A 25,336-nucleotide genomic window follows, 5' to 3' on the forward strand; every position below is an offset into this window, starting at 1 on the left:
CGTCAGGGTGCTCCGACGGGGTGGAGACCGGCGAACTCCAGGCCGGCGGTCTCCTCGATCCCGAGGGCGATGTTCGCCGCGTGGACGGCCTGGCCGGCCGAGCCTTTCATCATATTGTCGATCGCCGAGAAGACGACCAGCCGGCGGTTTCCGGGGTCGACCTCGAAGCCGACTTCGCCGTAATTGGTCCCGGCGACCGCCTTCGGTTCCGGATAGCGGTAGACGCCGCCACCGCCGGCGACGGTCCGCATAAACGGCTCCTCGGCGTAGGCGTCGCGGTAGGCGCTCCAGAGGTCGCCCTTCGAGACGGGGTCGTTCGGGAACAGGTGACAGGTCGCGCTCGCGCCGCGGGTCATATCCACGGCGTGAACAGTGAACGACACCGAGAGGCCGAGGAACTGCTCGATCTCGGCCTCGTGGCGGTGGCCGGTCGGCGCGTACGGGCGGACGATGCCCGAGCGCTCGGGATGGCTGGAGGCGTCGCCGCCGCCGGCGCCACCTTCCGAGGAGCCGACCTTCACGTCGACGACCGCCTGTTCGTCGCCCGCGAGGATGCCGGCGTCGAAGAGCGGCTTCAGGCCGAGGATCGTCGCCGTGGCGTTGCAGCCGCCGGAGGCGATCAGTTCGGCGCCGGGGAGGTTCTCGCGGTTGATCTCCGGCAGCGCGTACTCCGCGTCGTCGAGGTACTCGGGGCAGACGTGGCCGTCGTACCACTCGTCGTACTGTGCCTCCGTGTCGAGGCGGAAGTCCGCCGAGAGGTCGACGACCGTGCCGGCGGCGTCGCGGAACTGGTCGATGTGTTCCATCGAGACGCCGTGAGGCGTCGCCGCGAAGAGCACGTCCACGGATTCGAGGTCCGCCGGCGAGGTGAACCGGAGGTCCATCTCGCGGAGGTTCGGGTGGACGTGGCCGACGGTCTTGCGCTCTTTCGAACGGCTCGTCGCCTGCACGACGTCGAACTCGGGATGCTGATAGAGCAGGCGGAGCAGTTCGCCGCCGGTGAAGCCCGAGCCGCCGACGACGGCGGCCGTGTAGTCGGGGTCTGCGTCAGTCGCGTCAGCGTTCATACGCTCGCCTCGGTTTCCGTCGCTACCTTGTTTTCGATCCAGTCGACGACCCGCGCGGGCACGTCGACGTCGACGGCGTCGTTGAGCGCCTTGAACTCGACGGTGTGGTTGACCTCGTGGACGGTGTAGTCGTCGCCCGTCTCCATCAGGTCGACACCGAGCAGACCGCCGCCGACGGCGTCGGAGGCGGCCGCGACGAGTTCGCGGGCGCGGTCGTCGAGGTCGAACGGCTCGACCGCTCCGCCCTTCGCGGCGTTGGTCAGCCAGTGGTCCGACGAGCGGGTCATCGCGGCGATCGGTTCGCCGTCGACGGCCAGCACGCGGATGTCGCGGCCGGGTTTCTCGACGAACTCCTGGACGTAGAACACCTTGTGCTCGTAGTGACCGAGCGTCGCCTTGTGTTCGAGGATGGCCTCGGCGGCCGACCGGGAGTCGACCTTCGCCATCAGGCGTCCCCACGAGCCGATGACGGGCTTCAGCACGCAGGGGTAGCCGAACTTCTCGATCGTCTCCAAGGCGCTGTCGGTGGTGAACGCGACCTCGGTGTTCGGCGTCGGGACGCCGGCCCGTTCCAGCGCGAGGCTGTTTTTCACCTTGTCCGCGCAGACGTCCGCGGTGTGTGCGGAGTTGACGACGGGGACGTCGTAGGCGTCGAGGAACTGCGTGGTGTAGATGCTCCGGCTGGTCGCCAGACAGCGGTCGACGACGATGTCGACGCCGTCGAGCGACGCCGGCGGTTCGGAGATGTTGAACTGCTCTTTCCGGACGTCGATCTTCTCTATCTCGTGTCCGCGGTCGCGAAGCTCCGAGAGGAGGAGCTTCTCGTCTCGCCGAATCCGGGAGTAGAGCAGCCCAACCTTCATTTCACTCGCCCCAGTCCTCTTCGAGTTCGGGGGCTTCTTCGAGTGTTAGGGGGTCGACCGAGACGACTTCCAGCTCCGCGCCGGTCGCGGGGCTGTCGACGATCTCGCCGACTTCGACGTCGGCAGGAATCTCGATCTCCTCTCCGGTGAGCGGGTCTTCTGCGGTGATGGTCTCTGCCATACTCGTCGGTGGGCGAGGAAGAGCCTTAAACCCATCGAAAGTATCGAATAAATTAACTAAACAGCGAAACCACTAACGGCGTGGAACAGTCGATCAGTCGGCCCGTGTGAAATCTATGTCTGATTTCATATGTTATCGTCCCCGTGAGGGGACCGTCGCGGCGGGCGTCGCAGATGAGGGCCAGGGATCCGCCAGTCGCCTGGCTCACACATAGTGGGCCACCTCCGCCTGGAGCGTCTCCGTGGCGTCCTCGAGCGCGTCGCCGCGCTCTTCGAGTGCTGTCTGGTCGGCATCGATTCCGGCCTCGGACCCGTCGAGCTGTGACGCCACCGCTTCGGGTGCCGGCCCGCCGACGGAGTCGCGGCTCGCGACGCTCTGGACGGGGTCCAGCGCCGCTTCGACGCGCTCGCGGCTCACGTACTCGAACAGGGACTCGCCGAGCACGTCCGCTGCGACCGCGTCAAGTGTTGCGAGGTCGGGCGTCTCGCCGTCGGCGCGCTCTGCGGCCGCGGCGAGCACCTCGTGGGCGGTGCGGAACGGAACGCCGGCCATCGCGAGCGCGTCCGCGACGCCCGTGGCCGTCGAGAAGCCCGCGCCGGCCTCGGCTTCGAGCGTCTCGGCGGGCCACTCGGCGGTGGCGACCGCGCCGGCGGCGACGGCTGTCGCTTCGGAGACGGCGTCGACCGTCTCCCAGGCGTGCGGCGTCGCGCGCTGGAGGTCGCGGTTGTACGCCCGCGGGAGCCCCTTCAGCGTCGTCAAGAGACCCGTGAGGCCGCCGACGGCGTCGCCCGCGACCGCGCGCACCAGTTCCAAGGTGTCGGGATTGACCTTCTGCGGCATAATCGAGGACGTCGAGGAGTACTCGTCGGCGAGGTCGACGAAGCCCTTGTTCGCGAAGATCACGAGGTCCTCCGCGAGGCCCGATACGGTGGTCGCGTGCGTCGCGAGCGCCGCCGTCGCCTCCGCGAGGAAATCTCTCCCCGCCGACGCGTCCATCGAGTTCTCGACGACGCCGTCGAAGCCGAGCAGGTCCGCCGTGCGCTCGCGGTCGACGTCGAACGGCGTGCCGGCGAACGCCGCCGCACCGAGCGGCGAGCGGTTCGTGCGGTCGTAGGCGTCGAGCAGGCGCGCGGTGTCGCGGGCGACCGCCGACTCGTAGGAGAGCAGGAAGTGCGCGACCGTCGTCGGCTGTGCGGGCTGGAGGTGCGTGTAGCCGGGCATCACGGTGTCGACGTGCGCCGCGGCGGTCTCGACGAGCGCCTCGCGGAGCGCGACCGTCGCCTCGATCGCGTCGAGGAGGTCCGCGCGCAGGCGGTAGCGGATGCAGGTCGCGACCTCGTCGTTCCGACTGCGGGCGGTGTGCATCTTCCCGCCGTCGGGGCCGACGCGGTCGACGACGGCCGTCTCGATCGCCTCGTGGACGTCCTCGCCGTCGGGGAGCGCGCCGTGGCCCGCCGATTCGACGTCGTCGAGCGCGGCGAGGATCTCGCCGGCGACGTCGTCGCCGATGATGTCCCGCTCGGCGAGCATCACCGCGTGTGCGCGGTCGACGGCCAGATCCGCCGCGAAGATGCACTCGTCGGCCGCGAGGCTGGACATAAAGCCGCGGGCGGGGCCGCCGCTGAAGCGGTCGCGCCGGACGACGCCCGAGGCGTCAGTGTCGCCGTCTCCCGTCTCCTCCGCGCCTGTCATTGTCTATTCGGAGTCGTTCTTCTTCGCCTTCGCAGCGGCCGTCGCGGCGTTCGCGAGGCGGGACTGGAAGCCGTGGTACTTCGCGACGCCGGTGGCGTCCTTCTGGGTGATGTCGCCGACGCCGGAGGTGTTGAACGAGGCGGCGTCCTCGGAGTAGGCGGCGTACTCGGACTCGCGGGCGACCGGGCGGGCCTGCCCGCCCTGGAACTTGATCGTCACCGTGCCGGTGACACGCTCTTGCGTCTCGTCGATGAAGCCTTCGAGCGCGCCGACGAGCGGGTGGTCGACGAGGCCTTCGTAGCCCTTCTGGGCCCACTCGTTGTCGATGCTGCGCTTGAAGTCGCGCTCGTCTTTCGTGAGAACGAGCTGTTCGAGCGCCTCGTGGGCGGTGAGCAGCGTCGTCGCGGCCGGGTGCTCGTAGTTCTCGCGGACCTTCAGCCCGAGCATCCGGTCTTCCATCATATCCGTGCGGCCGACGCCGTGTTTGCCGGCCTGCTCGTTGAGCGTGCGGATGAGTTCCGTCGGGGAGAGTTCCTCACCGTCGAGCGCGACGGGGTAGCCGTCCTCGAAGGTGATCTCGACGAGTTCGGTCTCGGTGGCGTTCGCGGGGTCGTCGGTCCACTCGTAGATGTCTTCCGGCGGGACGTGGGCGGGGTCTTCCAGTTCACCGCCCTCGACGGAGCGGCTCCAGAGGTTCGTGTCGATCGACCAGATGCCGGAGTTACCGGACTGGACGGGCAGGTCGTGTTCCTCGGCGTACTCCTGTTCCCACTCGCGGGTGAGTTCGAGTTCGCGGATCGGCGCGACGACGTCGAGGTCGGAGGCGCGCCAGACGGCCTCGAAACGGAGCTGGTCGTTCCCTTTGCCGGTGCAGCCGTGTGCGAGTGCGTCACAACCCTCGGCCTCGGCGACGTCGAGAATCTCGTTGGCGATGACCGGGCGCGCAAGCGCCGTGCCGAGCGGGTAGCCCTGATACGTCGCGTTCGCGCGAACCGAGTCGAAACAGAGGTCCGCGAACTCCGCTTTGGCGTCGACGACGTGCAGGTCGAGTCCGTGCGCGTCGGCGGTCTCCTGTGCCTCCTCGAACTCCGATTCCGGCTGTCCGACGTCGACGGTGACGCCGACGACCTCGTCGTAGCCATACTCCTCTTGGAGGAGCGAAACGCATACTGTGGTGTCGAGTCCGCCGGAGAACGCGAGTGCCACGCTTGTCATATACATCCGAGTCCGGCTCTCTCCCGTATAAATTACACGGTTTGAGTGTTAGAAATTAAATCGTAGAGATGCCTATAGAGACGCTGGTCGCTTTTCAGTTGAGTTCGCTGCAACGTGGAGGTGAGGTAATAGTGGGCCTAGCAGGCCCGTCGTCGCGGTCGTCGCGCGGCGTCGGCGGTCTCGACGGAGAACGCGGAGAAAAGCGCCGAGACGGCCGCAGTAGCGACTCTCGATTGGACGCGAGCGGTCGGCAGCGAGAGCCGCGTCATCGTAACACCACACCAATCCCGCCGCACTAAACTTTTTCGGGACAGGCCTGTGACTGGCGCGGCTCAGGCCACCTCGAACGGCGGGTAGTAGATCCGCGGTTCGTCGGCGTCGGGGTCCGCGGGGACCGTCGTCAGCGACCCATCCGCCACAGCCTCGCCCGTGGCCGCGACGGCGAGCACCATCGAGTCGAGGATGTCGTCGCGGCCGACGTCACGCAGCGGATAGTCGTCTCGCGCCTGCTCGTACGCGTCGTCCGCGCCGTCGAGCGCGTCGGCGAGAAGCGACCGCCGGAGGCGACGTCCGCGCGCTGCGGACTTGGCGTACGCGATCGGTTGGCCGTTCAGCGCGGCGAAGCACAGTTCCGGGTGCGCCTCGCGGATCCGCCCGTCGTAGTCGTCGCCGACGACAGCGGCGACCTCCCGGATCTTCTCGCCGATGTAGAACGCCTGCCGCGAGAGCCCGTGGCCGACGTCGTCGCGGTGGACCTCACTCGCGGTCTCGTAGTCGTCGCAGTCGATCGCGGCCGCACTCGGCGGGTAGAACACGGAGATCCCGCGACAGCCGAGCAGGTCGCTGGCGTCCTCGTCACAGCGCCGCCGACGCGTCGTCGGCAGTCCAATCGGGATATCGACGAGAACCCGCTCGGCGTCCGCATACGTGTCGGCGACCGCCGCGAAATCTCGATGCGTCTCGATTCGGGCGTCGTCGTGGTCGAACACCGTCGCAACCCAGCCAGCGGGGCAGGCGTCGACGCCGACGACGGGCGAGCGTGCAGCCATGTACCGATCGCTCGCGCGCCGCCGACGAAAGCCTGCTGGCAAAAATAGGCGTCAGAAGTCAGCGTGCGGCCACGCGCGTTCGATCAGTCCCGCGACAGCGTCGGAGCGCTGCATCAGCACCGTCCCGAGCGCGCTCATCACGAGCACGTAGCCGACGGCGAGCGCGGGAATCGTCTCCTGCATCACCGGCGTCGACCCGCCGGCAGCGAGGGCGGCGATGACGAGCGAGAACTCCCCGCGCGGCACTAACCCGAGGCCGGTCCGGAGCGAGCGCCGCCTCGAAAGCTCGTACGCGCGACCGCCCAGATAGCCCGAGAAGACTTTCGAGGGCGTCGTCAGCAGGATCGCCGCCGCGAGCGGGACAGCGACGCCGCCGAGCAGTCGGGGATCGGTCCCGACGCCGATCCAGAAGAAGAAGACGGCCGCGAAGACGTCCCGAACGGGCGTGAGTTGGCGCTCGATACGCTCGCGGTGCCCGCTGGTCGAGAATCCCATCCCGACGAAGAAGGCCGCGACGGCCTCGCTCACACCCAGCGCCAGCGCGAGGCCGGCGACGGGGACGACCACTGCGAGCGCCCGAAGCACGAACGCCTCGTTCTCGGAGACGTCGAGGACGCGGACGAAGAACCCGGTTCCGTACTGCACGACGACGAGCAGGAGCCCGAGAAAGCCGAAGGCGACGACGAGCGACCGGCCGACGCCGCCCAGCCCGCCGACCGCTTCAGTGCCAGCCCCGGTTGCGACCGCGCCGCCCGAGCCGCCGAGGACCAGCGAGGTGACGACGGCGAGATACACGGCGATGAACAGGTCCTCGAAGACGAGCGTTCCGAGGATCGGCTCGGCCTCCTCGTTGGCGATCCACCCGAGGTCGATCAGCGTCTTCGTCACGATGGCCGACGAGGAGATGTAGACGATCCCGCCGAGCAGCAGCGCCTCGACGAACGACCAGCCGAGTGCGAGGCCGATCGCGACGCCAAGCGGGAGGTTCACGGCGACGTCGGTTAGGCCCGCACGAGTGATCTTCGAGCGCGCCGCCAGCAGGCGGCCGAGGCTGAACTCCAAGCCGAGAAAGAACAGGAGGAGAACGATCCCGATCTCGGCGAGGACGGTCAGCAGTTCGCCGTTCGGCACGTACGGCAGGCCGACGCGACCGGCGACGAAGGGGCCGGCGAGCATCCCGCCGACGACGTACAGCGGGATGACCGAGAGGCCGGTGCGGAGCGCTACTGCACCCGCGATCGCGAGGACGACGAACACCTCCCCGAGTTCGAGCAGCCCGGCGGCCATTATTCTATTCGCCCGTGACGCGCGCCTCGAACGCGTCACAGTTCTCTCGCGTGCCCACGATCACGAGCGTGTCACCCGCGCGGACTGTCGTCTCGCCGCCCGGCGAGGGAATGACTTCATCGTCGCGTTCGATGGCGACGACGGACGCCCCCGTCTCCTGCCGGAGGTTCGACTCGCCGAGCGTCCGGTCGGCGATCGGCGAGTCCGCGCCAACTTCGACCCACTCTAAGAGCGTGTCGCCGCCGAGCAGCGTCTCGATGCTCTCAGAGCGGACGGGCTGAAAGTACGCGCCCTCCAGAATCGTGCCGATCTGTCGGGCTAACTGATCCGAGAGCTCGAAGAGCTTCTCGGAGTCGCTCTCGGGCGTCGGCCGCAGAAACACCTCGCGCCGCCCCTCGTTGTGGGTCACGACGACGAGCTGTGACCCGTCCGGGAGGTCGATCTCGTGTTTCTTACCGACGCCGGGGAGGTCGCTCTCGTAGACGGTCACAGTACGCGATTCGGCGGCTGTGTACAAAAATCGTCGTGGGAGTTGGTCGCACGGTCGGTGAGGTGCCCGCCCCGCAGGGCCGTCGGTCAGGCGAAGACCGGTGTGGCCCCGGCGACAGCCAAGACTGCGCCGGCAGCGACGGCCGCGACCGGCGGAATCGAGAGGTTGTCGTCGACGACGTAGCCGGCGATCACCGGCTTGAATCCGTCCGCGACGGTCGCCCCGAGCGCGGCCGCGACCGCTGCCGCGCCGCCGACCGCGACGCCCGCGACCGGGACGAGAAACGGAGCCGAAACGAGCAGGCAGACCGCGAACATCGCCCCGAGCGTCCGCAGTCGCTTCGGTTCACCGGCCTCTCTAGTCGTCCCGAGCAGCCCCGAAACGGGGTCGCCGACCGTCAGCATCAGCGTCGCCGGAACGCCGATGTGCGGCGCGAATACGAGCACCACGGCGGTGACGCTGAACATATACAGCGCGTACCCCGCGACGTTCGTCTGCTCGTAGGAGCGAGTGAGTTCGTCGTAGATCGCCCAGTCGAGACCGACCACGAGTCGGACGAACTCCAGGACGGCCGCGGTCACAGAACAGAGGATCATCACGAGGCCGAACTGCGACCACGACACGAACCCGAGTACGTAGAGCAGCGGGAGTCCGGTCCCGCTCGCGTGGACGAGACGGCGCTTTAGCTCGCTCGCCGACGGACGAGGGAGCGATTCGACGGGCGATGCGGACACCGTCTACGCGTCCGCGCCCGGCGCGACGAGTTCGTACGCCTCGACGAGGTCGTCGAAGGTCCGCTCGCCGCTCTCGACGGTCCGGAGTTCCGCGACGAGGTCGTCGATCGGAACGCGGATCTGCCGGGCGGTGTCGCGCTCGCGGATGGTGACGCTGTCGGGGCCGTCGCCTTCGAGGCCGTCGCGGTCGATAGTGACGCAGAAGGGCGTCCCGACCTCGTCCTGGCGTCGGTAGCGCCGGCCGATACTGCCGGAGTCGTCGTAGACGACGCTGAAGCCGGATTCCCGCAAGTCGTCGACGATCGCCTGTGACCGGTCGACGAGTTCCTCGACGTTCGAGACGAGCGGGAAGACGCCGACGTCAGTCGGCGCGACCGTCGGCGACAGCGAGAGATACGAGCGCGTCTCGCCGTCGACCTCGTCCTCGTTGTAGGCGTGCGCCAAGAGCGTGTAGACGGTCCGGTCGACGCCGAAAGACGGTTCGATCACGTGCGGCGTGATGTGCTCGCCCGATTGGGTCTGCTCTTCGATCCGGAAGTTCGTCACGTCGGTGTCGACGGTGTAGGTCTCGCCGTCGGCTTCGACGGTCACAGTGTCGCCCTCGAAAGCCGAGGGGTCACGCTCGGCGAGGGCTTCGAGCGCCGTCTTCACGTCGCCGGCGGCACCGCCGAACTCCGGCCCGAGGACGCTCATATCCGGTTCGACGACCGCGCGCTCGACCGTCTTCGGCTCGTCGAACTGCCGGAAGATGGTGAACTCGTCGTCGCTGTGTTCGCCGTGCTTCGAGAGGTCGTAGTCGCCCCGGTAGGCGAAGCCGGCGATCTCGATCCAGTCGCCGTCGACCTCGCTCTCGGCGTCCCAGCAGTCCGCCGCGTAGTGGGCGCGCTCGCCCGCGAGGTGCTGACGGAACCGGAAGCGGTCCATATCGACGCCGACGCGCTCGTACCACTCCTGGGCGATGCCGACGAAGTAGCCGATCCACGGGTCGCCGATGATCTCCTCGTCGACGGCCTCACCGACGGTCGTCTCGACGTACTCGCCGTCGTCGGCCTGCTGCTCGGTCGCCGGGTAGAGCGTCACCTCGACGTCTGCGACCGAACTGAGGTCGGGGTCGTCGCGCTCTGGGTCGACGAACTGCTCCAGTTCGGCCTGCGTGAACTCCCGCGTGCGGACGATGCTCTTTCGCGGCGAGATCTCGTTGCGGTACGCCCGGCCGATCTGCGTCGCGCCGAACGGGAGGCTGTTTCGCGCGTACTCCTTGATGCGCGGGAACTCGACGAAGATGCCCTGCGCCGTCTCCGGTCGGAGATAGCCCGGCGTCGACGAGCCGGGGCCGATGTTCGTCTCGAACATCAGGTTGAAATCCTCGACGGGTTCGCCCGCGAGGTGCGCGCCGCAGTTCGGACACTGGAGGTCGTGCGCTTCGAGCAGCGACTCGACCTCCGCGATCGGCAGCGACTCGGCGTCTTCGATGTCGGTCTCGTCTTCGATCAGGTGGTCCGCGCGGTGGGACTCGCCGCACTCGGGGCACTCGACGAGCATATCGTCGAAGCCGTCGAGGTGGCCCGACGCCTCGAAGACGGGTTCGGGCATAATCGTCGGCGCCTCGATCTCGAAGTTGCCCTCCTGGACGGTGAAGCGGTCGCGCCAGGCGTCTTCGACGTTCGACTTCAGCGCCGCGCCCTGCGGGCCGAACGTGTAGAACCCCGCCGCGCCGCCGTACGCGCCGGTCGCGCCGAAGAAGTAGCCGCGGCGCTTGGCCAGTTCGGCGAGTCGCTCGCCCTCGGTCTGCTCCTCGCTCATCACAGTGCCTCCAGGAGGTCGATGTCGCGAACGATGCCGACGAGTTCGTCGCCCGCGACGAGGGGGATCTGTTCGATGTCCTCGGTGATCATCGCCTGTGCGATCTCGACGCCGGGCTTGCGCTTCGAGACGGTCACGAGGTCCGTAGACATAAAGGTCGAGACCGGCTCGGCCGGCAGCTCGACGTTCCGCGTCGGGATGTAGCGCTTGCCGATGGCTTTGATGCCCTCCCACATCCACTCGTCGTCCTGGCCGGGGACCGAGTCGCCGGTGTCGTCTTCGCCCTCGACGACGCGGGCGACCTCGATGATGTCGACCTCGGTGAGGATGCCGTTCATCCGTCCCTCGTCGTCGAGACAGACCGCGTAGGGGACGTTCGCGTAGAAGATCTCGCGCTCGGCGACCGGGAGCGGCGTCCCGTCGTAGGTCGTGTTCACGTCCTCGGTCGCGACGTCGCCGGCGGTCGCCTCCAGTTCGACCTCGCCGCGGGCGATGGCGTGGACGACGTCGGTGACGGTGAAGATGCCTTCGAGTTCGCCGTCGACGACGGGGACGCGCCGGGTTCCGGCGTCGATCATCAGGTGCGCCGCGTCCACGACGCTCGTGTCGGCGGTGACCGTCGGGACGTCCCGCATCAGGACCGCGAGCTGGTCCTCGTCGGGGCGTTCGATCAGTTCCTCGCGAGAGACGAGCCCGCGGTACTCTTCGCCGTCGTCGGTCTGCTTGACCACCGGCACCGAGGAGAAGCCGCGCTCTTGGATGTACTCCAACACGTCATCGCGAGTCCCCGGAAGTTCGACAGTAACAACGTCCTCACGGGGAGTCATCGCGTCGGCAACGTTCATACGGCGCTTTACTGTGCCACACCTCTTGTACTCTTTGAAGGCCTGCCCGGAAGCGCCCACGCGCTGGCCGCTCGCACGCAGTCTCAGTCAGCCAGTACCGACTCGTCGACGTCCGCGACGTCGTCGTGGCCGACGAGCCCCAGCCCCAGGTCCAGATCGGCGAGGAAGTTCTCACAGACGGTGCGGACGCCGTCGGCCCCGTCGAGAGCCAATCCGTACACGAATGGACGGCCGAGCAAGACGGCGTCAGCGCCGAGCGCGAGCGCCTTCAGCGCGTCCGCACCGCGTCTGATCCCGCTGTCGAACAGGACGTCGACCTCGTCGCCGACGGCATCGGCGACGTCGGACAGTTGTTCGATGGCTGCGACCGCACCGTCGACCTGGCGGCCGCCGTGGTTCGAGACGACGACGCCGGCCGCACCTGCCTCGACCGCTCGCTCGGCGTCCGCGGGGTGGAGAATGCCTTTCGGCACGACAGGGAGTTCGCTGTACTCACAGAGCCACGCGAAGTCGTCCCAGGTGAGCGAGGGATCGCTGAACACCTCCAGGAATTCGTTGACGGCCGCAACCGGATTCTCCCCGATGTCGCCGTCGACGCGCGACTGGAACGTCGGATCCGAGAAGTAGTTGGCGACGCCATCGCGGTCGAGGAAGGGGAGGTAGCCGCGCTGCATATCGCGCTCGCGCCAGGCGAGCATCGGCGTGTCGAGCGTGACGACGAGGGCCTCGTAGCCGGCTTCCGTCGCCCGATCGACGAAGCTCTTCGCGAGGTCGCGGTCCGCGCTCCAGTACAGTTGGAACCACCCGGGCGCGTCCCCGAGTTCCTCGCGGATGCCCTCCATCGTCGTCGACGCCGCCGAACTGGAGATCATCCCCAGATCCAACTCGCGGGCGGCGCGAGCGCTCGCCCGCTCGCCGTCCTCGTGGATGATCGACTGGACGCCGACCGGCGCGAGCATCACGGGGTGGTTCAGTTCGGTGCCGCAGACCGTCGTCGAGAGGTCCCGCTCGCTCACGTCCCGGAGCATCCGCGGGAGCAAGCGGTACTGGCGGAACGCCTCTCGGTTCCGGTCGACGGTGTCCTCGCCGCCCGCGCCGCCGGCAACGTAGTCGTACGCTTCGTCGGAGAGCGCCTCCAGTGCGGCAGCCTCCAGATCATCGAACGACATCGGGATGTCCGGCGTGTCTGCGGTCTCGGAGAACAGTTGCGCCTGGCGACGCGGCCCGGGTTGGGACGGGAGTTCGTCAGTCATACTTGCTGCGTGTTGGCATACCTGTATATAATTTACCTGATGGTTGTTAGGTGCCCGCACACTACCACACGCTCCGTAGTGTCGAGTTGCTTGGTAAGTCCTATCATACCAGTCGGAGCCGGAGTACCATTCGTCGACCCTCGAACGGTAGATGTGCATTATCGTGCTCTTTCAGACCAAAAAATATACACATCCGTGGATTCCGTCACGACACTGATCCGACGGGTTTATGTATGGATGAGACACACTCACAAACATGACGCCGAATGCGACGGCTGCAGCGTCCGACGCGTCGCGCGCCGAGGTGATGGCCTCGGTGGACTCCACTCCCGCTCAATCGGAGTTCATTATCGCGGACATTTCCCGCGATGATGCGTGGCTTTCGATGCGAGTATCGGAGGCGCCGTCGCTCGACGAGTGGGCCTGACAGGCCACTTCGAGTCGCAGTAGCTTGCAGCGCTTTTTCGCAATCGAACCGGTCGAGAGCGACAGTCCCGCGTCACTCGTCGGCAGGGGAAAAGACGTCCTCGATGCGACACTCGAAATAGCCGGCGAGCGCGAACGCGAGGTCGAGTGACGGGTCGTAGCGCCCGCGTTCGACGGCGTTTATCGTCTGACGAGTGACGCCGACTGCCTCGGCCAGTTCGGCCTGGCTGATTCCCGCGCGCTCGCGCCGCTCGGGGAGGTCGTTTTTCATACGCGCCGCCGAGCGACGAGCAGGAGGACGCCGTACGCACCGTAGACGACCGGAACGGTCAGAGCGATTGGCGTCAGCCACGTCGGCCAGGTGGTATATCCGAGAGCCACGAGGGCCGTCAGCGTCGGGAAGAAAACCGCCGAGGCCCACCCGAAGAGCGCGATCGTCCACCCGGCGGCGCGCTCGTGGGTCCGCTCGTCGCGCTCGTCGAACAGCGTGCCCGCGTAGCTCACCCGGAGGTACCCCGCCGCACCGAGGAACGCGACGAACCCGGCGACCCCGAGGAGCGGCCGGCCCAGAGCGATGAGCACGCCCAGTGCAAGCCCCGATAGTCCCGAGAGAACACCGTGTGCACGTCGATACGATCGTTCCGAAGCAGCGGTTGTCGACATCGCCTGTGTCATCGTGATCACGCGAGCTGTGTAAAGCTCGCTTTACAGTAAAGGATGCTTTACACTGATACCTAAATATACCGGTCGGCGAGCGCCGGGTGTCGGCAGCGCCGAGCGCGGATACGAACACAGTGAGGTTTTTGTCCGCGTCTCCCGAGCAACGGAGTATGCACTACCGCGAGGTCGATGCGAGCCGGGAGTTCCTGCTTCGGCTCGAGACGGGAGCCGACTGGCGCACCGAGATCGAGGAGTTCGCCGCCCTCGAAGAGATCGACGCCGCGTGGTTTCAGGCGATGGGCGCCGTCCAGGACGCCGAGGTGTGGTTCTACGATCAGGAAGACAAAGAGTACCACTCGGTAACGTTCGACGAACCGCTGGAAGTGGCAGCCTGCGTCGGCAACGTCTCTTACCTCGACGGCGAGCGCTTCGCACACACTCACGCCGTCCTCTCGCGGCCCTCCGGGCAGTCGCTCGCGGGGCACCTCAACGCCGCGACGGTCTTCGCCGGCGAGGTGTACCTCCGGGCGTTCGAGGAGGGGCTCGAACGGGAGCACCACGAACTGACTGATCTGGACCTCTGGCTGTAGCCGTGCGCGAGGACGACGAACGGTACTTCGAGGGGATCGAATCCCGTCTCGACGAGGCGTTCGACCGCGCAGAGCGCGCCAAAGGCCGCGGCTACGACCCCGAGCCCGAGGTCGAGATTCCGGTCGCGAAGGATATGGCCGACCGCGTCGAGAACATCCTCGGCATCGCGGGCGTCGCAGAGCGCGTCCGCGAGCTAGAGGGCCAGATGTCCCGCGAGGAGGCCGCACTCGAGCTCGTCACCGACTTCGTCGAGGGGAGCGTCGGCGACTACGACAGCCGCGCCGGGAAGGTCGAGGGCGCGGTCCGGACGGCGGTCGCGCTCCTGACCGAGGGAGTCGTCGCCGCGCCCATCGAGGGAATCGACCGCGTCGAGATCCTCGAAAACGACGACGGCACGGAGTTCGTGAACGTCTACTACGCCGGCCCGATCCGCTCGGCCGGCGGGACCGCCCAGGCGCTCTCGGTGCTCGTCGCAGACTACGCCCGCTCGCTGCTCGGCATCGACGAGTACAAAGCCCGATCCGACGAGATCGAGCGCTACGCCGAGGAGGTCGCTCTCTACGACAAAGAGACCGGTCTGCAGTACTCGCCGAAGGACAAGGAGACGAAATTCATCGCCGAGCATATGCCGATTATGCTGGACGGTGAGGCCACCGGCGACGAGGAGGTCTCGGGCTTCCGCGACCTCGAACGCGTCGACACCAACTCCGCCCGCGGCGGGATGTGTCTCGTCCTCGCGGAGGGGATCGCGCTCAAAGCGCCGAAGATCCAGCGCTACACCCGCGGATTAGAGGAGGTCGACTGGCCGTGGCTCCAGGACCTCATCGACGGCACCATCGGCAAGGACGGCGCGGACACCGCCGACGACAGCGAGGAAGGCGACGGCGACGGTGACGACGGGTCGGCCGCGGCGGGAGACGAGGACGGCGACGCCGGCGCGGAAAGCGATGCGGCGGACGAAGACGGCGACGCGAACGAGGACGGAACCGACAGCGGCGACCCCAGTGGGCCGCCGCGCCTCGATCCCTCGACGAAGTACCTCCGTGACCTGATCGCCGGCCGCCCCGTCTTCGGCCATCCGAGCGCCGAGGGCGGGTTCCGCCTCCGCTACGGCCGCTCGCGCAACCACGGCTTCGCGACCGCCGGCGTCCACCCGGCGACGATGCACCTCGTCGACGACTTCCTCGCGACGGGGACGCAGATAAAGACCGAGCGCCCCGGGAAGGCAGCCGGCGTCATTCCGGTCGACTCCATCGAAGGGCCGACCGTGCGACTCGCCAACGGCGACGTGCGCCAGATCGACGACCCCGAAGAGGCACTGGAGATCCGCAACGGCGTCGAGAAGATCATCGACCTCGGCGAGTACCTCGTCAACTTCGGCGAGTTCGTCGAGAACAACCACCCGCTCGCGCCCGCCTCCTACGTCTACGAGTGGTGGGTCCAGGAGTTCGAGGACGCCGGGGCGCCCGTGCAGGCGCTCGAAGACGACCCCGGCGTCGACCTCGAGCATCCGACGCCCGCGGAGGCCTACGAGTGGGCGACGACGTACGACTGCCCGCTACACCCCGACTACACGTATCTCTGGCACGACGTCTCCGTCGAGCAGTTCGAGACGCTCGCCGACACCGTCGACGGCGGACAACTCCGCGCTGCGGAGGCTGACGGTGGCCTCGCCGGCGCGGATGGGAGCGCCGACCGTCACGCCGGTATCGCTGACGGGCACGCGGCAAACGAGGACGGCGGCAACGACGTTCTCGAACTCCCGAACTCAGAACCTATCGCGGAGACGCTCGAACACCTCCTCGTCGAACACACCCAGTGTGAGGAGACGATCCGCGTGCCGGAGTGGCGGCTCTTGGTTCGCTCGCTCGGGTTCGAGATCGACGCCGAGACGGGCTCGCTCGAACGGACGTGGAACGCGGACGACCTCTCGTCCCGTGCCCGCGAGTGGGACGACGGCGAGAGCGCGCTCGAAGCCGCGAACGAGGTCGCGCCCTTCGACCTCCGCGAGCGCGCGCCGACGCGCATCGGCAACCGGATGGGCCGCCCCGAGAAGTCCGAATCGCGCGACCTCTCGCCGGCGGTGCACACGCTCTTTCCCATCGGCGAGGCCGGCGGGAGCCAGCGCGACGTCGGCGAAGCCGCCCGCCTCCGGGACGATCAGGGCCGGCGTGGTGTCGTCGACGTCCGCGTGGGTGACCGCGTCTGCCCCGACTGCGACACCCACACCTACCGGACGACGTGCCCGGAGTGCGGCACGCACACCGAGTCGTACTACGAGTGCGAGGAGTGCGGCCGCGTCGTCGAACCCGACGAATCGGGCCGCGTGTACTGCGAGCGCTGCGAGCGCGACGTCACGAGCCCCGAGTGGTTCTCTATCGACGTCGGCGAGGAGTATCGGGAGGCACTCGAAGCGGTGGGCGAGCGCGAATCGGCCTACGACATCCTGAAAGGCGTCAAGGGACTCACCTCAGCGGACAAGACGCCCGAGCCGATGGAGAAGGGGGTCCTCCGCGCGAAGAACGGCGTCACGTCGTTCAAGGACGGCACGGTCCGCTACGATATGACCGACCTCCCGGTCACCGCGGTCCGACCCGCCGAACTCGACGTGACCGCCGCCGACTTCCGCGAACTCGGTTACGAGACGGACATCGACGGCGAACCCCTGCAGTTCGACGATCAGCTCGTCGAGCTGAAAGTCCAGGACATCGTCCTCTCGGACGGCGCGGCCGAGCACATGCTCAAGACCGCGGACTTCGTCGACGACCTCCTGGAGCAGTTCTACGACCTGCCGCCGTTCTACGAGGTCGACGACCGCGAGGACCTCGTCGGCGAACTCGTCTTCGGGATGGCACCGCACACCTCCGCCGCGGTCGTCGGCCGCGTCGTCGGCTTCACGTCTGCGGCCGTCGGATACGCGCATCCGTACTTCCACGCCGCAAAACGCCGGAATTGCTTCCATCCGGAGACCAAAGTCTGGTACCGCGACGAGGCCGAGAACTGGCATCACGAGCAGATCCGTGACCTCGTAGAACCGCGTCTCGACGACCCGACAAAAGACGATTTCGGGACGCTCGTGCAGGAGCTCGACGGAGACGTATACGTCCCGTCGATCGACGAGGACGGCAACGAAACGATACAGCCCGTCGAAGCCGTCTCGAAGCACGTCTCGCCCGATCATCTCATTCGGGTGGAGACGCAGAGCGGCCGTGAAATAACCCTTACACCCGATCACGAGGTACACACGTTCGATGGTGAGGGCATCGTCGCAAAGCAGGCGAGCGAACTCACGACAGAAGACAACGCGGTCACACCGGCGCACCTTGATGCGGTATCATCATCCCAGGTAGCGCCTCAATTCGACCTACTGAGCGAGTTCCTGTCGATAGACGCAGTACCGAACGACCGGCTCTCGGTTCGAGGCATCGAAAAAGACGAACTCTACGACCTATTCGAGTCGAAGCTGAGTGACGAGTGGGTGGGAGAATTCTACCCGCTCCAGAGCACAGCCGAACACTTGGGACTCACCAAGAAGCGGCTCAGTAACTATCTCTATCGAGAGAGCATCCCTGTCTCGCTCTTGACAGAGTTCTTCGACACGGACGCGGAACTCCTCGAATACGTCCCCGACGATGTCCAGCTCGGGATGACCCGAGACCGGACGACGATCGACAGGTTTGTTGAGGTTGATGAAGACCTTGCGGTGTTACTTGGCTACTACGCTGCAGAAGGTTTCAGTCGGGAGCAGGAGACCGAAAAAGGTACCATCCATCAGACGACGGTCTGTGGGACGGAACCGGAGGCGCGCGAGTTCTTCGTACAGACGCTGGACGAATCATTCGGCGTCGAACCGTACTACGAGAGCGACACTAAAGTTACAGTGTCCGGGCGGTTGTTGCGGACATTCTTCGACACCGTTCTCGATGCAGGAACATCCGCGGACGAGAAACGGATCCCACAGTCCGTTTTCGACGCGCCAGATAGGATCGTCGAAGCCTATCTTAGCGGGTACTTTAGCGGTGACGGTAGTGTCGACGCGAATGCTCTGAACGTCTCCGCCACGACCGTCAGCCGGGAACTCAAAGAGGACCTCCTCGCGCTACTCAAGCGACTCGGAATCACTGCCCGCGTCGACGTGGTCGATCCGGTGCCACTCTGTGAGCAGTTCCCCGACTACTACGACGCGGACGACGAGTCGATGTCGGCGAAGTCGTACGTCGTTCACGTCCCCTCGTCAGATACTGTCCAGTTCGCAGAGCGAATCGGATTCCACCTGTCTCGGAAGTCGCGAAAGCTCCAGAAACAGGTTGAGCATATCAAGCCATCTGCCCGCAGAGCCTTCGACGGCGGCGACGGGGATTACCTCGTCGAGTCGATCGAAGCGGTCGAATACGTACCTGCAGACGTCGGTCACACGTACTGTCTAACCGTCGAATCGACACATTCGCTCGTTGCTAACGACCTCTCTCAAAAGCAGTGCGACGGCGACGAAGACTGCGTGATGCTGCTGATGGACGGCCTGCTCAACTTCTCGAAAGACTACCTGCCCGACAAGCGCGGCGGGCAGATGGACGCGCCGCTCGTGATGTCCTCGCGGATCGATCCCAGCGAGATCGACGACGAGGCGCACAATATGGACATCGTCCGGCGGTACCCGACTGAGTTCTACGAGGCCACGCGCGAGCTCGCGGACCCAGACGACGTCGAAGACCTGATCCAACTGGGCGAAGACACGCTCGGCACCGACGACGAGTACCGCGGCTTCGATCACACCCACGACACCTCGAATATCGCGCTCGGCCCCGATCTGTCGGCGTACAAGACGCTCGGGTCGATGATGGACAAGATGGACGCCCAGTTGGAACTCTCGCGAAAGCTCCGGGCGGTCGACGAGACCGACGTCGCAGAGCGCGTCATCGAGTATCACTTCCTTCCCGACCTAATCGGAAACCTCCGGGCGTTCTCACGGCAGGAGACGCGGTGTCTCGACTGCGGCGAGAAGTATCGCAGAATGCCGCTGACCGGCGACTGTCGCGAGTGCGGCGGCCGGGTGAATCTCACCGTGCACCAGGGCTCGGTGAACAAGTATATGGACACCGCCATTCACGTCGCCGAGGAGTTCGGCTGCCGGGAGTACACGAAACAACGGCTCGAAGTCTTAGAGAAGAGTCTCGAATCCGTCTTCGAGAACGACAAGAACAAACAGTCAGGTATTGCGGACTTTATGTGAACGCGGCGTTCTCACCGAGATCTCGCGCCGCCCTATCTCCGCTCGACTCCCACTGCAACCGCCTCCGCCCGCTTTTTTGCGTCCGGCCGCCTCCCGCGTCGTATGAACGTTCTCGTCTTCGGCGCGGGGAGCCTCGGCACGCTGCTCGGCGGCCTGCTCTCGCGCACGCACGACGTGACCCTCGTCGGCCGCGACCCACACATCTCGGCCGTCCGCGAGTCGGGCGTCGAAATCTCGGGGGCCGTCGAGGCGCATACGCGCCCGGATGCGACGACGAACGGTGCGGGGCGCGAGGCCGACGTCGCGCTCGTGACGGTGAAGGCATTCGACACAGAGGACGCCGCCGCGACGCTCGCGACTGGCGAGTACGAGGTCGTCTGTTCGCTCCAGAACGGCTTGACCGAGGAGACGCTCGCCCGCGAGCTAGCGTGTCCGGTACTCGCCGGGACGGCGACCTACGGGGCCCGGCTCGCGGATCCCGGACACGTCGTCTGCACTGGCGTCGGGCGCGTCGTCGTGGGCGACCGAGACGGCGGCAGCCATCCCTGGGCCGAACGCCTCGGGAAAGCGTTCCGCGACGCCGACGTCCGAACGCTCGTCGCGGCCGATATGCCCCGTCGTCGCTGGGAGAAACTCGCGGTCAACGCCGGCATCAACGCCGTCACGGCGCTCGCACGGGTCGAGAACGGCGCGCTCGCGTCGGGGGCCGGGGCGGAGACGGCGCGGCGGGCCGCTCGTGAAACGGCTCGTGTCGCCCGCGCGTCCGGCGTCGACCTCCCGGCCGACCGCGCCGAAGCGGCCGTAGAGACCGTCATCGACGCCACGGCGGCGAACCGCTCGTCGATGCTGCAGGACGTCGACGCCGGTCGGCGCACCGAGAGCGACGCGATCAACGGCGAAGTGGTTCGCCGGGCGGGAGAACACGACCTGCGGGTCCCGGTAAACCGAACGCTAGCCGATCTCCTCAGAGCCTGGGAAGACGGACACGACGTGCGCTGAAAAGCGAGAGTAGCATTTGCAACTGATTGCGCATCCGATCGCACGACAGCGTCCGATCCGATGCGCGAAGACAGACAAATGCTACTGTAGTACTACTCCAGATAGCCGAGGTCGCGAAGTCGCTCTTGGGCCTCGTCGTCCATCTCGTCGACGCTGTCGTCGGAGACGTCGTCGTCGAGCGCGTCGGTCCACGCGCCACCGATGGCGGACTCGAACGCGGCGAGCGTCTCGTCTGTCGCCTCGATCGCGGGGTCGTCGGCGTCGGCGAGATTGTCCGTCTCGGCGGGGTCCTCGTCGATCCGGTAGGCCTCGTCTTCGATGCGGTCGATGCGGACGTACTTCGCGTCTGTCCGGCGTGCGGCGCGCATCCGCGAGTAGAACCGTGAATCGCTCGGGAGCGTGATGCCGGCGTCGGCCGCTTTCTCCTCCAGTTGATTCAGCTCCACGACGGGGCGGGAGTACTCGACGAACGCGTAGTCGCCGTCGCCGCGCTGTCCGGGGTCGCGGTCGGCGGCGTCGAGGTCCTCGAAGGCGCGATAGGTTTCGGAGACGAGCGAGCGGGTGCGATCGAGCGCGACGGCGTCTTCCTCCGGGGACGCCGGGGTGCCGCCGTCGACGTCGAGGACGTCGAGGACGGTGTGATACAGGTCGACGAGTTCGACCTGGTCCTCGCGCCGGTCGGCGTCGAGCGCGGGGTGTTTGATCATCAGGGGAACGTTCACGAGCGGGTCGTACAGACAGAACTCGTGGCCGTAGAGGTCGTGTTCGCCGTGGAGTTCGCCGTGATCCGCGCAGACGACGACCATCGTGTCGTCCCACTTGCCTTCCGCTTTCAGCCAGTCGAACAGGCGACCGAGTTGGTCGTCGATGTGCGCGATTTCGGCGTCGTAGAGGCCGCGGATGTCCGCCCACTCCTCGTCGTCGATGTCGCGTGCACCGGAGTTGTACTCCTTTGAGTTCTGACACACTTCCGCGGAGTCGACACCCGGTGCGAACTCTTCTGCGAACTCTTCGGGCGGGTGATACGGGAGGTGTGCGTCCATCAGATTGATGAACGCGAACGACTGGTCGGCGTCGTCGATGAACGACTTGGTTCGGTCGATCACCGCGGGCGTCTTCGAGTCGGCCCCCTCGCTGTCGGCGAAATACTCGTGAGCAGTGTTACCGAGGCTCACGAGCTTGTCCGCGAGCGTCCGAAGCGCCTCGTTGTCGTTCATCGCCTTCCACGCGCGAGCGAGCGGCCCCGAGAGGAACTCGCCGGGCATCACCTCGAAGAAGTTGTCCTGGTCGTCGAAGCCGTCAGTCAGGTGGGTGTACGGTGTGATCCACGCGTTCGAGGAGTAACAGGCGGTGTCGTAGCCCGCCGACGAGAGCGTCTGTGCCAGCGTGGTCGCGCCCTCCAGATACGGATTCTCCTGGTCCGCGCCGTGCTGTGAGGGATACATCCCGGTAAAGAGAGAAGCGTGAACGGGCAGCGTCCACGGCGCGGGTGCGACAGCCTGCTCGAAGACGGTCGCCTCCTCGGCGAACTCGGCGAGGTTCGGCGTCGTCGGGCGGTCGTACCCGTACGGCGTGAGGCGGTCCTTACGGACCGTATCCATCACCACGAAGAGGACGTTCTCGGGCGATTCGATGCTCATACCCACCCTCGCAGCGAGGGCATCAAAGAGTCACCGGTCCCAGGTCGAACTCGACCCGATGGTCGGGATCAGAAGGGGGCCTGGGGACCTTCGTCGCTGTCGGCGTCGTCGCTCTCGCTCGTGCTCTCACCGGGGAAAGAGGGGGACATTCCGCCGTCGTGACCGCCGCCGCCGCCCATTCCGGTCTCGGCGTGGACGGTCTCGATCTCGGGGATCTCTTTGACCATCCGGCTCTTGATCGCCTGGATCGTCATCGGGGAGATGCCACAGCCGGAGCAGGCACCACCGAGCATTACGGTGACCTCGCCGGTCTCGCGGTCGAGGTGCTGGATGGCGGCCGAGCCGCCGTGCATCTGAATCTGTGGGAAGTTGCGGCGCAGGAAGTTCGTGACGCGCTCTTTCAGGTCGTCGTCGCCGTTCGCGGCGTCCGTGCTCATACCGACGGCTTCGGTGTGGACGGGCTTAGGCCTTTGGTTCCCCCCAATCAGTCGAGGGGATACGCCCTCGCTCATATCGTCGGATATTCCGATGTGACGATAGTCGGCACCCACGGGATGCCGCACTGTTTCACGACGTCTGTCCGGCAGTATCAGTCGTCGAGACCGAAGACGCGACGGTGCTGCTCGCGGAGTTCTTCGACGTACCGATCGAGCACTGTCGAGAGCTTCTCGTCGTCGACGATGACGGCCGTCAGTCGTTCCGTGGGGTTCTCGGGGAGTTCGATCCGGAAGTCGCCGTCCTCGTAGAACGGCTCGGACTCGTTGAGGATCTGCTGGTCGATGGCGTGGATCAGTTCCGAGTCGTACTGGTCGTTCATCGTCTCGAAGGCGTTCTTGTACGCGCGCTGGAGTTCGGAGAAGTAGTTCGCGTACTTGTCCTCGAACTTCTCGGGATCGAAGTCGGTCATACCCGTGATTGGCCGGGTCGGTACAAACCGGTTTTGTCCGGGCGCGGCAGAGTCGGCGTCCTGCCTCAGCAGGGCCGGCGTCCCGGCTCCGCGGCGACAGGCCGAGTCCCCCACGTATTTGTCGCGGGAGCGACGAATCCGCCGTATGAACGGCCTCGAGATCTCCCTCCGACTGCTCGCCGGTCTCGCGCTGATTCTGGTCAACGGGTTCTTCGTCGCCATCGAGTTCGCGCTCACCCGCGTGCGGCAGTACTCCGAAGCCGAGTTCGACAAACCGGGCCTGCGTCGCGCGTGGGAGATGACCGACGACCTGGAGATCTACCTGACGAGCTGTCAGGTCGGCATCACGGCCTCCAGTATCGCCGTCGGTATCGTCGCCGAACCGGCGCTAGCGGCACTCTTCGAGCCGTACTTCCAGTCGACGGTCCTGGCGTCGATCGGCGCCGGCGGCGTCTTGGCGTTCCTAATTATCAACCTCCTGCACCTCACGCACGGCGAGCAGACCCCGACGTACCTCGGCGTCGAGCGTTCGAAGTTCGTCGCCCGCTACGGCGCGACGCCGCTGTACTGGTTCGCAAAAATCATCTCGCCAATCATCACAATCGGCGACAGCGTCGCGAAGTGGACGCTCAAACTGTTCGGCGTCGAGATGACCGGGGCCTGGCTCGAAGCCGAGACCGACGCCATCGAGTCGCGGGCGGATCTCCGTCACGAACTCGGCTCGGTCCTCGACCGCGGCGACCTGCCCGAGGAGCGGCGCGAGGAGGTTCTCAACGCCCTCACGGTCGGCGACCGCTCGATCCGCGACGAGATGACCCCCGCCGAGGACGTCGTCTTCCTCTCGACGACCGCGTCGGTCGTAGAGAACCTCGAACGGATCGGCGACAGTCCGCACACCCGGTTCCCGCTCGTCGGCGCGGATCCCGAAGACTTCCGCGGGATCGTCTACGTACCGACCGTCGTCGCGAACGCCGACGACCTTCGGGACGGGACCACGGCGTTCGAGGAGATCGCCGCGCCGCCGATGACGCTGTCGGCGGATACGCTCATCAGCGAGGCGATCGACCAGTTTCAGGTGGAGCGACAGGAACTCGCGCTCGTCCTCGACGGCGGTGACGTCGTCGGTCTCCTGACGGCGACGGACGCCTTCGAGGCCGTGATGGGCGACCTCGAAGACCCGCTCGACGTCGAAGCCGACGACGAAGACCACCCCGTCTCGCCCGACGACACCGAGTGAGCGCCGCTGGCGCCGGCCAGTCGTCCACAGACGGAGACGACCACCGGATCACAGAAAGTACAACCTAATTACATATCCGACGCTATTTGGGGGCTCGCGTGGATTGCGAAAGTATGTTCGAGGAGGTTCTCTTTCCCACCGACGGCGGCGAGGGCGCAACGCGGGTACTCGATCACGTGCTCGATCTGGCCGTCGCACACGAGGCGACGTTGCACGTCCTCACGGCCGCCGGCCCCGGCGGCGACCGGCTCACTCACGGCGACGAGGTCGCCGAGGCGGTCGAATCAGAGGCGGAAACGATCGTCGCAGACGCCGCCGACCGCGCCGCCGACCGGGGCGTCGAGACCGTCACGACGGTCCGGCGTGGCGAGCCCTACGAAGCGATCGTCGAGTACGCCGAGGAGACGGGCGTCGGCCTCGTCGTGATGCCCACGCACGGACGCACGGGAATCGAACGGCTCGTGCTCGGGAGTACGACCGAGCGCGTCGTCAGGCGTTCGAACGCCCCTGTACTCACCGTGCAACCCGACGAGGAGTCCGATCTCGACTACCCCTACGAGCGCATCCTCGTCCCGATCGACGGCAGCGACTGTGCCACGACGGCGCTCTCGTTCGGCGCGGGCCTCGCGGCCGCTGACGACGCCACGCTGAACCTCCTCTCCGTCGTCGACATCGCCCACCTCGGTCTCGACGTGCGGGTCGACCTCCAGATCGATCAGCTCAAATCGAACGCACAGCAGTTCGTCGACGACGGCGTCCGCGTCGCGACCGAGACCGGCGTCGACGAGGCCGAGATCACGGGCCACGTCGAGACGGGAACGTCGATCTACCGGACGATCTGCTCGTACGTCGACGAACACGATATCGACCTCGTCGTGATGGGCACGCACGGCCGCACGGGTCTCGATCGCTACCTGCTCGGCAGCGTGACCGAGAAAATCCTCCGAACGGCGTCTGTCCCGGTGTTGACGGTTCGAGAGCGACAGATCGAGTAGAGAAGGGCCCCACCGCGATCACACAGCGACGGGCGACGACGGCGACGGCATTGTTCAGATTAGCTGGTTCCAGCAAACGGCAAACGATTGGAGCCACGTTTCTGCGGTTTCTGGGTCGGCGTGTCTGAAGTGGTTTGCAAAGGCGTTCGTCCGGCGTTTCAACTCCTTGAAG

Annotated in this window: 24 protein-coding genes and 1 pseudogene; 6 read left to right on the top strand and 19 right to left on the bottom strand. The window is 66.4% G+C overall.

The features are described from left to right. Window positions 1-2 precede the first annotated feature (2 nt). From argC to D3D02_RS04575, 13 genes are all read right to left on the bottom strand, one after another. Window positions 3-1,067 carry an N-acetyl-gamma-glutamyl-phosphate reductase gene (gene argC, locus D3D02_RS04520; protein ID WP_121568779.1) on the bottom strand — a complete coding sequence of 355 codons (1,065 nt, stop codon included), beginning with the start codon at window positions 1,065-1,067 and terminating at the stop codon, window positions 3-5. Then, on the bottom strand, window positions 1,064-1,930 hold the full coding sequence (gene lysX, locus D3D02_RS04525) for a lysine biosynthesis protein LysX (protein ID WP_121568780.1): 867 nt from the start codon (window positions 1,928-1,930) through the stop codon (window positions 1,064-1,066). Before lysX ends, argC begins: the two co-directional genes overlap by 4 nt. A gap of 1 nt (window position 1,931) precedes the next feature. After that, window positions 1,932-2,111 (bottom strand): lysine biosynthesis protein LysW, encoded by a 180-nt coding sequence (gene lysW / locus D3D02_RS04530; protein ID WP_121568781.1) that lies wholly within the window; start codon window positions 2,109-2,111, stop codon window positions 1,932-1,934. Window positions 2,112-2,315: 204 nt separating this feature from the next. Beyond that, window positions 2,316-3,803: an argininosuccinate lyase gene (argH, locus tag D3D02_RS04535; RefSeq protein WP_121568782.1), complete on the bottom strand. Its 1,488-nt coding sequence runs from the start codon at window positions 3,801-3,803 to the stop codon at window positions 2,316-2,318. A 3-nt stretch (window positions 3,804-3,806) separates the two neighbouring features. After that, window positions 3,807-5,018 carry an argininosuccinate synthase gene (locus D3D02_RS04540; RefSeq protein WP_121568830.1) on the bottom strand — a complete coding sequence of 404 codons (1,212 nt, stop codon included), beginning with the start codon at window positions 5,016-5,018 and terminating at the stop codon, window positions 3,807-3,809. A gap of 137 nt (window positions 5,019-5,155) precedes the next feature. Next, a complete protein-coding gene (locus D3D02_RS21460; protein WP_255410143.1) occupies window positions 5,156-5,287 on the bottom strand; it encodes a hypothetical protein in 132 nt (43 codons plus the stop codon). 63 nt (window positions 5,288-5,350) lie between these two features. Next, complete coding sequence (locus tag D3D02_RS04545) at window positions 5,351-6,067, bottom strand: DUF429 domain-containing protein (protein WP_121568783.1); 717 nt, start codon at window positions 6,065-6,067, stop codon at window positions 5,351-5,353. Between the two features lie 51 nt (window positions 6,068-6,118). Further along, window positions 6,119-7,354: a cation:proton antiporter gene (locus D3D02_RS04550; protein WP_121568784.1), complete on the bottom strand. Its 1,236-nt coding sequence runs from the start codon at window positions 7,352-7,354 to the stop codon at window positions 6,119-6,121. A 4-nt stretch (window positions 7,355-7,358) separates the two neighbouring features. Beyond that, a complete protein-coding gene (locus tag D3D02_RS04555; protein WP_121568785.1) occupies window positions 7,359-7,844 on the bottom strand; it encodes a cation:proton antiporter regulatory subunit in 486 nt (161 codons plus the stop codon). Between the two features lie 86 nt (window positions 7,845-7,930). Beyond that, on the bottom strand, window positions 7,931-8,578 hold the full coding sequence (locus D3D02_RS04560) for a dolichol kinase (protein ID WP_121568786.1): 648 nt from the start codon (window positions 8,576-8,578) through the stop codon (window positions 7,931-7,933). Window positions 8,579-8,581: 3 nt separating this feature from the next. Continuing rightward, window positions 8,582-10,381: a glycine--tRNA ligase gene (glyS, locus tag D3D02_RS04565; RefSeq protein ID WP_121568787.1), complete on the bottom strand. Its 1,800-nt coding sequence runs from the start codon at window positions 10,379-10,381 to the stop codon at window positions 8,582-8,584. After that, window positions 10,381-11,226, bottom strand: coding sequence for a CBS domain-containing protein (locus tag D3D02_RS04570; RefSeq protein WP_121568788.1), 846 nt, complete (start codon window positions 11,224-11,226; stop codon window positions 10,381-10,383). Before D3D02_RS04570 ends, glyS begins: the two co-directional genes overlap by 1 nt. Before the next feature lie 83 nt (window positions 11,227-11,309). Further along, on the bottom strand, window positions 11,310-12,479 hold the full coding sequence (locus D3D02_RS04575; protein ID WP_121568789.1) for an alpha-hydroxy-acid oxidizing protein: 1,170 nt from the start codon (window positions 12,477-12,479) through the stop codon (window positions 11,310-11,312). A 256-nt stretch (window positions 12,480-12,735) separates the two neighbouring features. Here D3D02_RS04575 and D3D02_RS20840 point away from each other — a divergent pair, with 256 nt between their 5' ends. Continuing rightward, window positions 12,736-12,906: a hypothetical protein gene (locus tag D3D02_RS20840; RefSeq protein ID WP_199723005.1), complete on the top strand. Its 171-nt coding sequence runs from the start codon at window positions 12,736-12,738 to the stop codon at window positions 12,904-12,906. 72 nt (window positions 12,907-12,978) lie between these two features. On the opposite strand, the gene D3D02_RS04580 is transcribed toward D3D02_RS20840, so the two are convergent. Both D3D02_RS04580 and D3D02_RS04585 read right to left on the bottom strand, forming a co-directional pair. Next, a complete protein-coding gene (locus tag D3D02_RS04580) occupies window positions 12,979-13,176 on the bottom strand; it encodes a helix-turn-helix transcriptional regulator (protein WP_121568790.1) in 198 nt (65 codons plus the stop codon). Next, entirely contained in the window at window positions 13,173-13,568 is a 396-nt protein-coding gene (locus D3D02_RS04585) for a hypothetical protein (RefSeq protein ID WP_147435571.1), read from the bottom strand. Before D3D02_RS04585 ends, D3D02_RS04580 begins: the two co-directional genes overlap by 4 nt. 167 nt (window positions 13,569-13,735) lie before the next feature. Between D3D02_RS04585 and D3D02_RS04590 the strand changes: the two genes are divergently transcribed. The 3 genes from D3D02_RS04590 to D3D02_RS04600 all read left to right on the top strand — a co-directional run bounded on the left by D3D02_RS04590 (window position 13,736) and on the right by D3D02_RS04600 (window position 20,385). After that, complete coding sequence (locus D3D02_RS04590) at window positions 13,736-14,155, top strand: PPC domain-containing DNA-binding protein (protein WP_121568792.1); 420 nt, start codon at window positions 13,736-13,738, stop codon at window positions 14,153-14,155. A gap of 2 nt (window positions 14,156-14,157) precedes the next feature. Continuing rightward, complete coding sequence (locus tag D3D02_RS04595) at window positions 14,158-19,386, top strand: LAGLIDADG family homing endonuclease (RefSeq protein WP_121568793.1); 5,229 nt, start codon at window positions 14,158-14,160, stop codon at window positions 19,384-19,386. Between the two features lie 102 nt (window positions 19,387-19,488). After that, window positions 19,489-20,385, top strand: a complete 897-nt coding sequence (locus D3D02_RS04600; RefSeq protein WP_121568794.1) for a ketopantoate reductase family protein — start codon at window positions 19,489-19,491, stop codon at window positions 20,383-20,385. A 92-nt stretch (window positions 20,386-20,477) separates the two neighbouring features. Here the strand turns inward: D3D02_RS04600 and D3D02_RS04605 are convergent, their stop codons facing one another. The 3 genes from D3D02_RS04605 to D3D02_RS04615 all read right to left on the bottom strand — a co-directional run bounded on the left by D3D02_RS04605 (window position 20,478) and on the right by D3D02_RS04615 (window position 22,932). Then, entirely contained in the window at window positions 20,478-22,025 is a 1,548-nt protein-coding gene (locus D3D02_RS04605) for a sulfatase (RefSeq protein WP_121568795.1), read from the bottom strand. A gap of 68 nt (window positions 22,026-22,093) precedes the next feature. Then, window positions 22,094-22,462, bottom strand: coding sequence for a NifU family protein (locus tag D3D02_RS04610; RefSeq protein ID WP_121568796.1), 369 nt, complete (start codon window positions 22,460-22,462; stop codon window positions 22,094-22,096). 152 nt (window positions 22,463-22,614) lie between these two features. Then, entirely contained in the window at window positions 22,615-22,932 is a 318-nt protein-coding gene (locus tag D3D02_RS04615) for a DUF5783 family protein (protein WP_121568797.1), read from the bottom strand. 145 nt (window positions 22,933-23,077) lie between these two features. Between D3D02_RS04615 and D3D02_RS04620 the strand changes: the two genes are divergently transcribed. After that, entirely contained in the window at window positions 23,078-24,169 is a 1,092-nt protein-coding gene (locus D3D02_RS04620; RefSeq protein ID WP_121568798.1) for a CNNM domain-containing protein, read from the top strand. Between the two features lie 113 nt (window positions 24,170-24,282). Next, on the top strand, window positions 24,283-25,164 hold the full coding sequence (locus tag D3D02_RS04625; protein ID WP_121568799.1) for a universal stress protein: 882 nt from the start codon (window positions 24,283-24,285) through the stop codon (window positions 25,162-25,164). A 54-nt stretch (window positions 25,165-25,218) separates the two neighbouring features. On the opposite strand, the pseudogene D3D02_RS21135 reads toward D3D02_RS04625, so the two are convergent. Further along, a pseudogene (locus tag D3D02_RS21135) lies at window positions 25,219-25,336 on the bottom strand (IS6 family transposase); the annotation flags it as partial.

The sequence above is a fragment of the Halobellus sp. Atlit-38R genome, assembly GCF_003665925.1.
Classification (GTDB): domain Archaea; phylum Halobacteriota; class Halobacteria; order Halobacteriales; family Haloferacaceae; genus Haloquadratum; species Haloquadratum inordinatus.

Bases quoted from the DNA above. Each gene is read 5' to 3' on its own strand.
- D3D02_RS04615 (WP_121568797.1), bottom strand. From the start codon at position 22,932: ATGACCGACTTCGATCCCGAGAAGTTCGAGGACAAGTACGCGAACTAC.
- argC (WP_121568779.1), bottom strand. From the start codon at position 1,067: ATGAACGCTGACGCGACTGACGCAGACCCCGACTACACGGCCGCCGTC.
- D3D02_RS04585 (WP_147435571.1), bottom strand. From the start codon at position 13,568: ATGTCGACAACCGCTGCTTCGGAACGATCGTATCGACGTGCACACGGT.
- D3D02_RS04625 (WP_121568799.1), top strand. From the start codon at position 24,283: ATGTTCGAGGAGGTTCTCTTTCCCACCGACGGCGGCGAGGGCGCAACG.
- D3D02_RS04580 (WP_121568790.1), bottom strand. From the start codon at position 13,176: ATGAAAAACGACCTCCCCGAGCGGCGCGAGCGCGCGGGAATCAGCCAG.
- argH (WP_121568782.1), bottom strand. From the start codon at position 3,803: ATGACAGGCGCGGAGGAGACGGGAGACGGCGACACTGACGCCTCGGGC.
- glyS (WP_121568787.1), bottom strand. From the start codon at position 10,381: ATGAGCGAGGAGCAGACCGAGGGCGAGCGACTCGCCGAACTGGCCAAG.
- D3D02_RS04545 (WP_121568783.1), bottom strand. From the start codon at position 6,067: ATGGCTGCACGCTCGCCCGTCGTCGGCGTCGACGCCTGCCCCGCTGGC.
- D3D02_RS04550 (WP_121568784.1), bottom strand. From the start codon at position 7,354: ATGGCCGCCGGGCTGCTCGAACTCGGGGAGGTGTTCGTCGTCCTCGCG.
- D3D02_RS04540 (WP_121568830.1), bottom strand. From the start codon at position 5,018: ATGACAAGCGTGGCACTCGCGTTCTCCGGCGGACTCGACACCACAGTA.
- lysW (WP_121568781.1), bottom strand. From the start codon at position 2,111: ATGGCAGAGACCATCACCGCAGAAGACCCGCTCACCGGAGAGGAGATC.
- D3D02_RS04590 (WP_121568792.1), top strand. From the start codon at position 13,736: ATGCACTACCGCGAGGTCGATGCGAGCCGGGAGTTCCTGCTTCGGCTC.
- D3D02_RS20840 (WP_199723005.1), top strand. From the start codon at position 12,736: ATGACGCCGAATGCGACGGCTGCAGCGTCCGACGCGTCGCGCGCCGAG.
- lysX (WP_121568780.1), bottom strand. From the start codon at position 1,930: ATGAAGGTTGGGCTGCTCTACTCCCGGATTCGGCGAGACGAGAAGCTC.
- D3D02_RS04570 (WP_121568788.1), bottom strand. From the start codon at position 11,226: ATGAACGTTGCCGACGCGATGACTCCCCGTGAGGACGTTGTTACTGTC.
- D3D02_RS04575 (WP_121568789.1), bottom strand. From the start codon at position 12,479: ATGACTGACGAACTCCCGTCCCAACCCGGGCCGCGTCGCCAGGCGCAA.
- D3D02_RS21460 (WP_255410143.1), bottom strand. From the start codon at position 5,287: ATGACGCGGCTCTCGCTGCCGACCGCTCGCGTCCAATCGAGAGTCGCT.
- D3D02_RS04610 (WP_121568796.1), bottom strand. From the start codon at position 22,462: ATGAGCACGGACGCCGCGAACGGCGACGACGACCTGAAAGAGCGCGTC.
- D3D02_RS04620 (WP_121568798.1), top strand. From the start codon at position 23,078: ATGAACGGCCTCGAGATCTCCCTCCGACTGCTCGCCGGTCTCGCGCTG.
- D3D02_RS04600 (WP_121568794.1), top strand. From the start codon at position 19,489: ATGAACGTTCTCGTCTTCGGCGCGGGGAGCCTCGGCACGCTGCTCGGC.
- D3D02_RS04605 (WP_121568795.1), bottom strand. From the start codon at position 22,025: ATGAGCATCGAATCGCCCGAGAACGTCCTCTTCGTGGTGATGGATACG.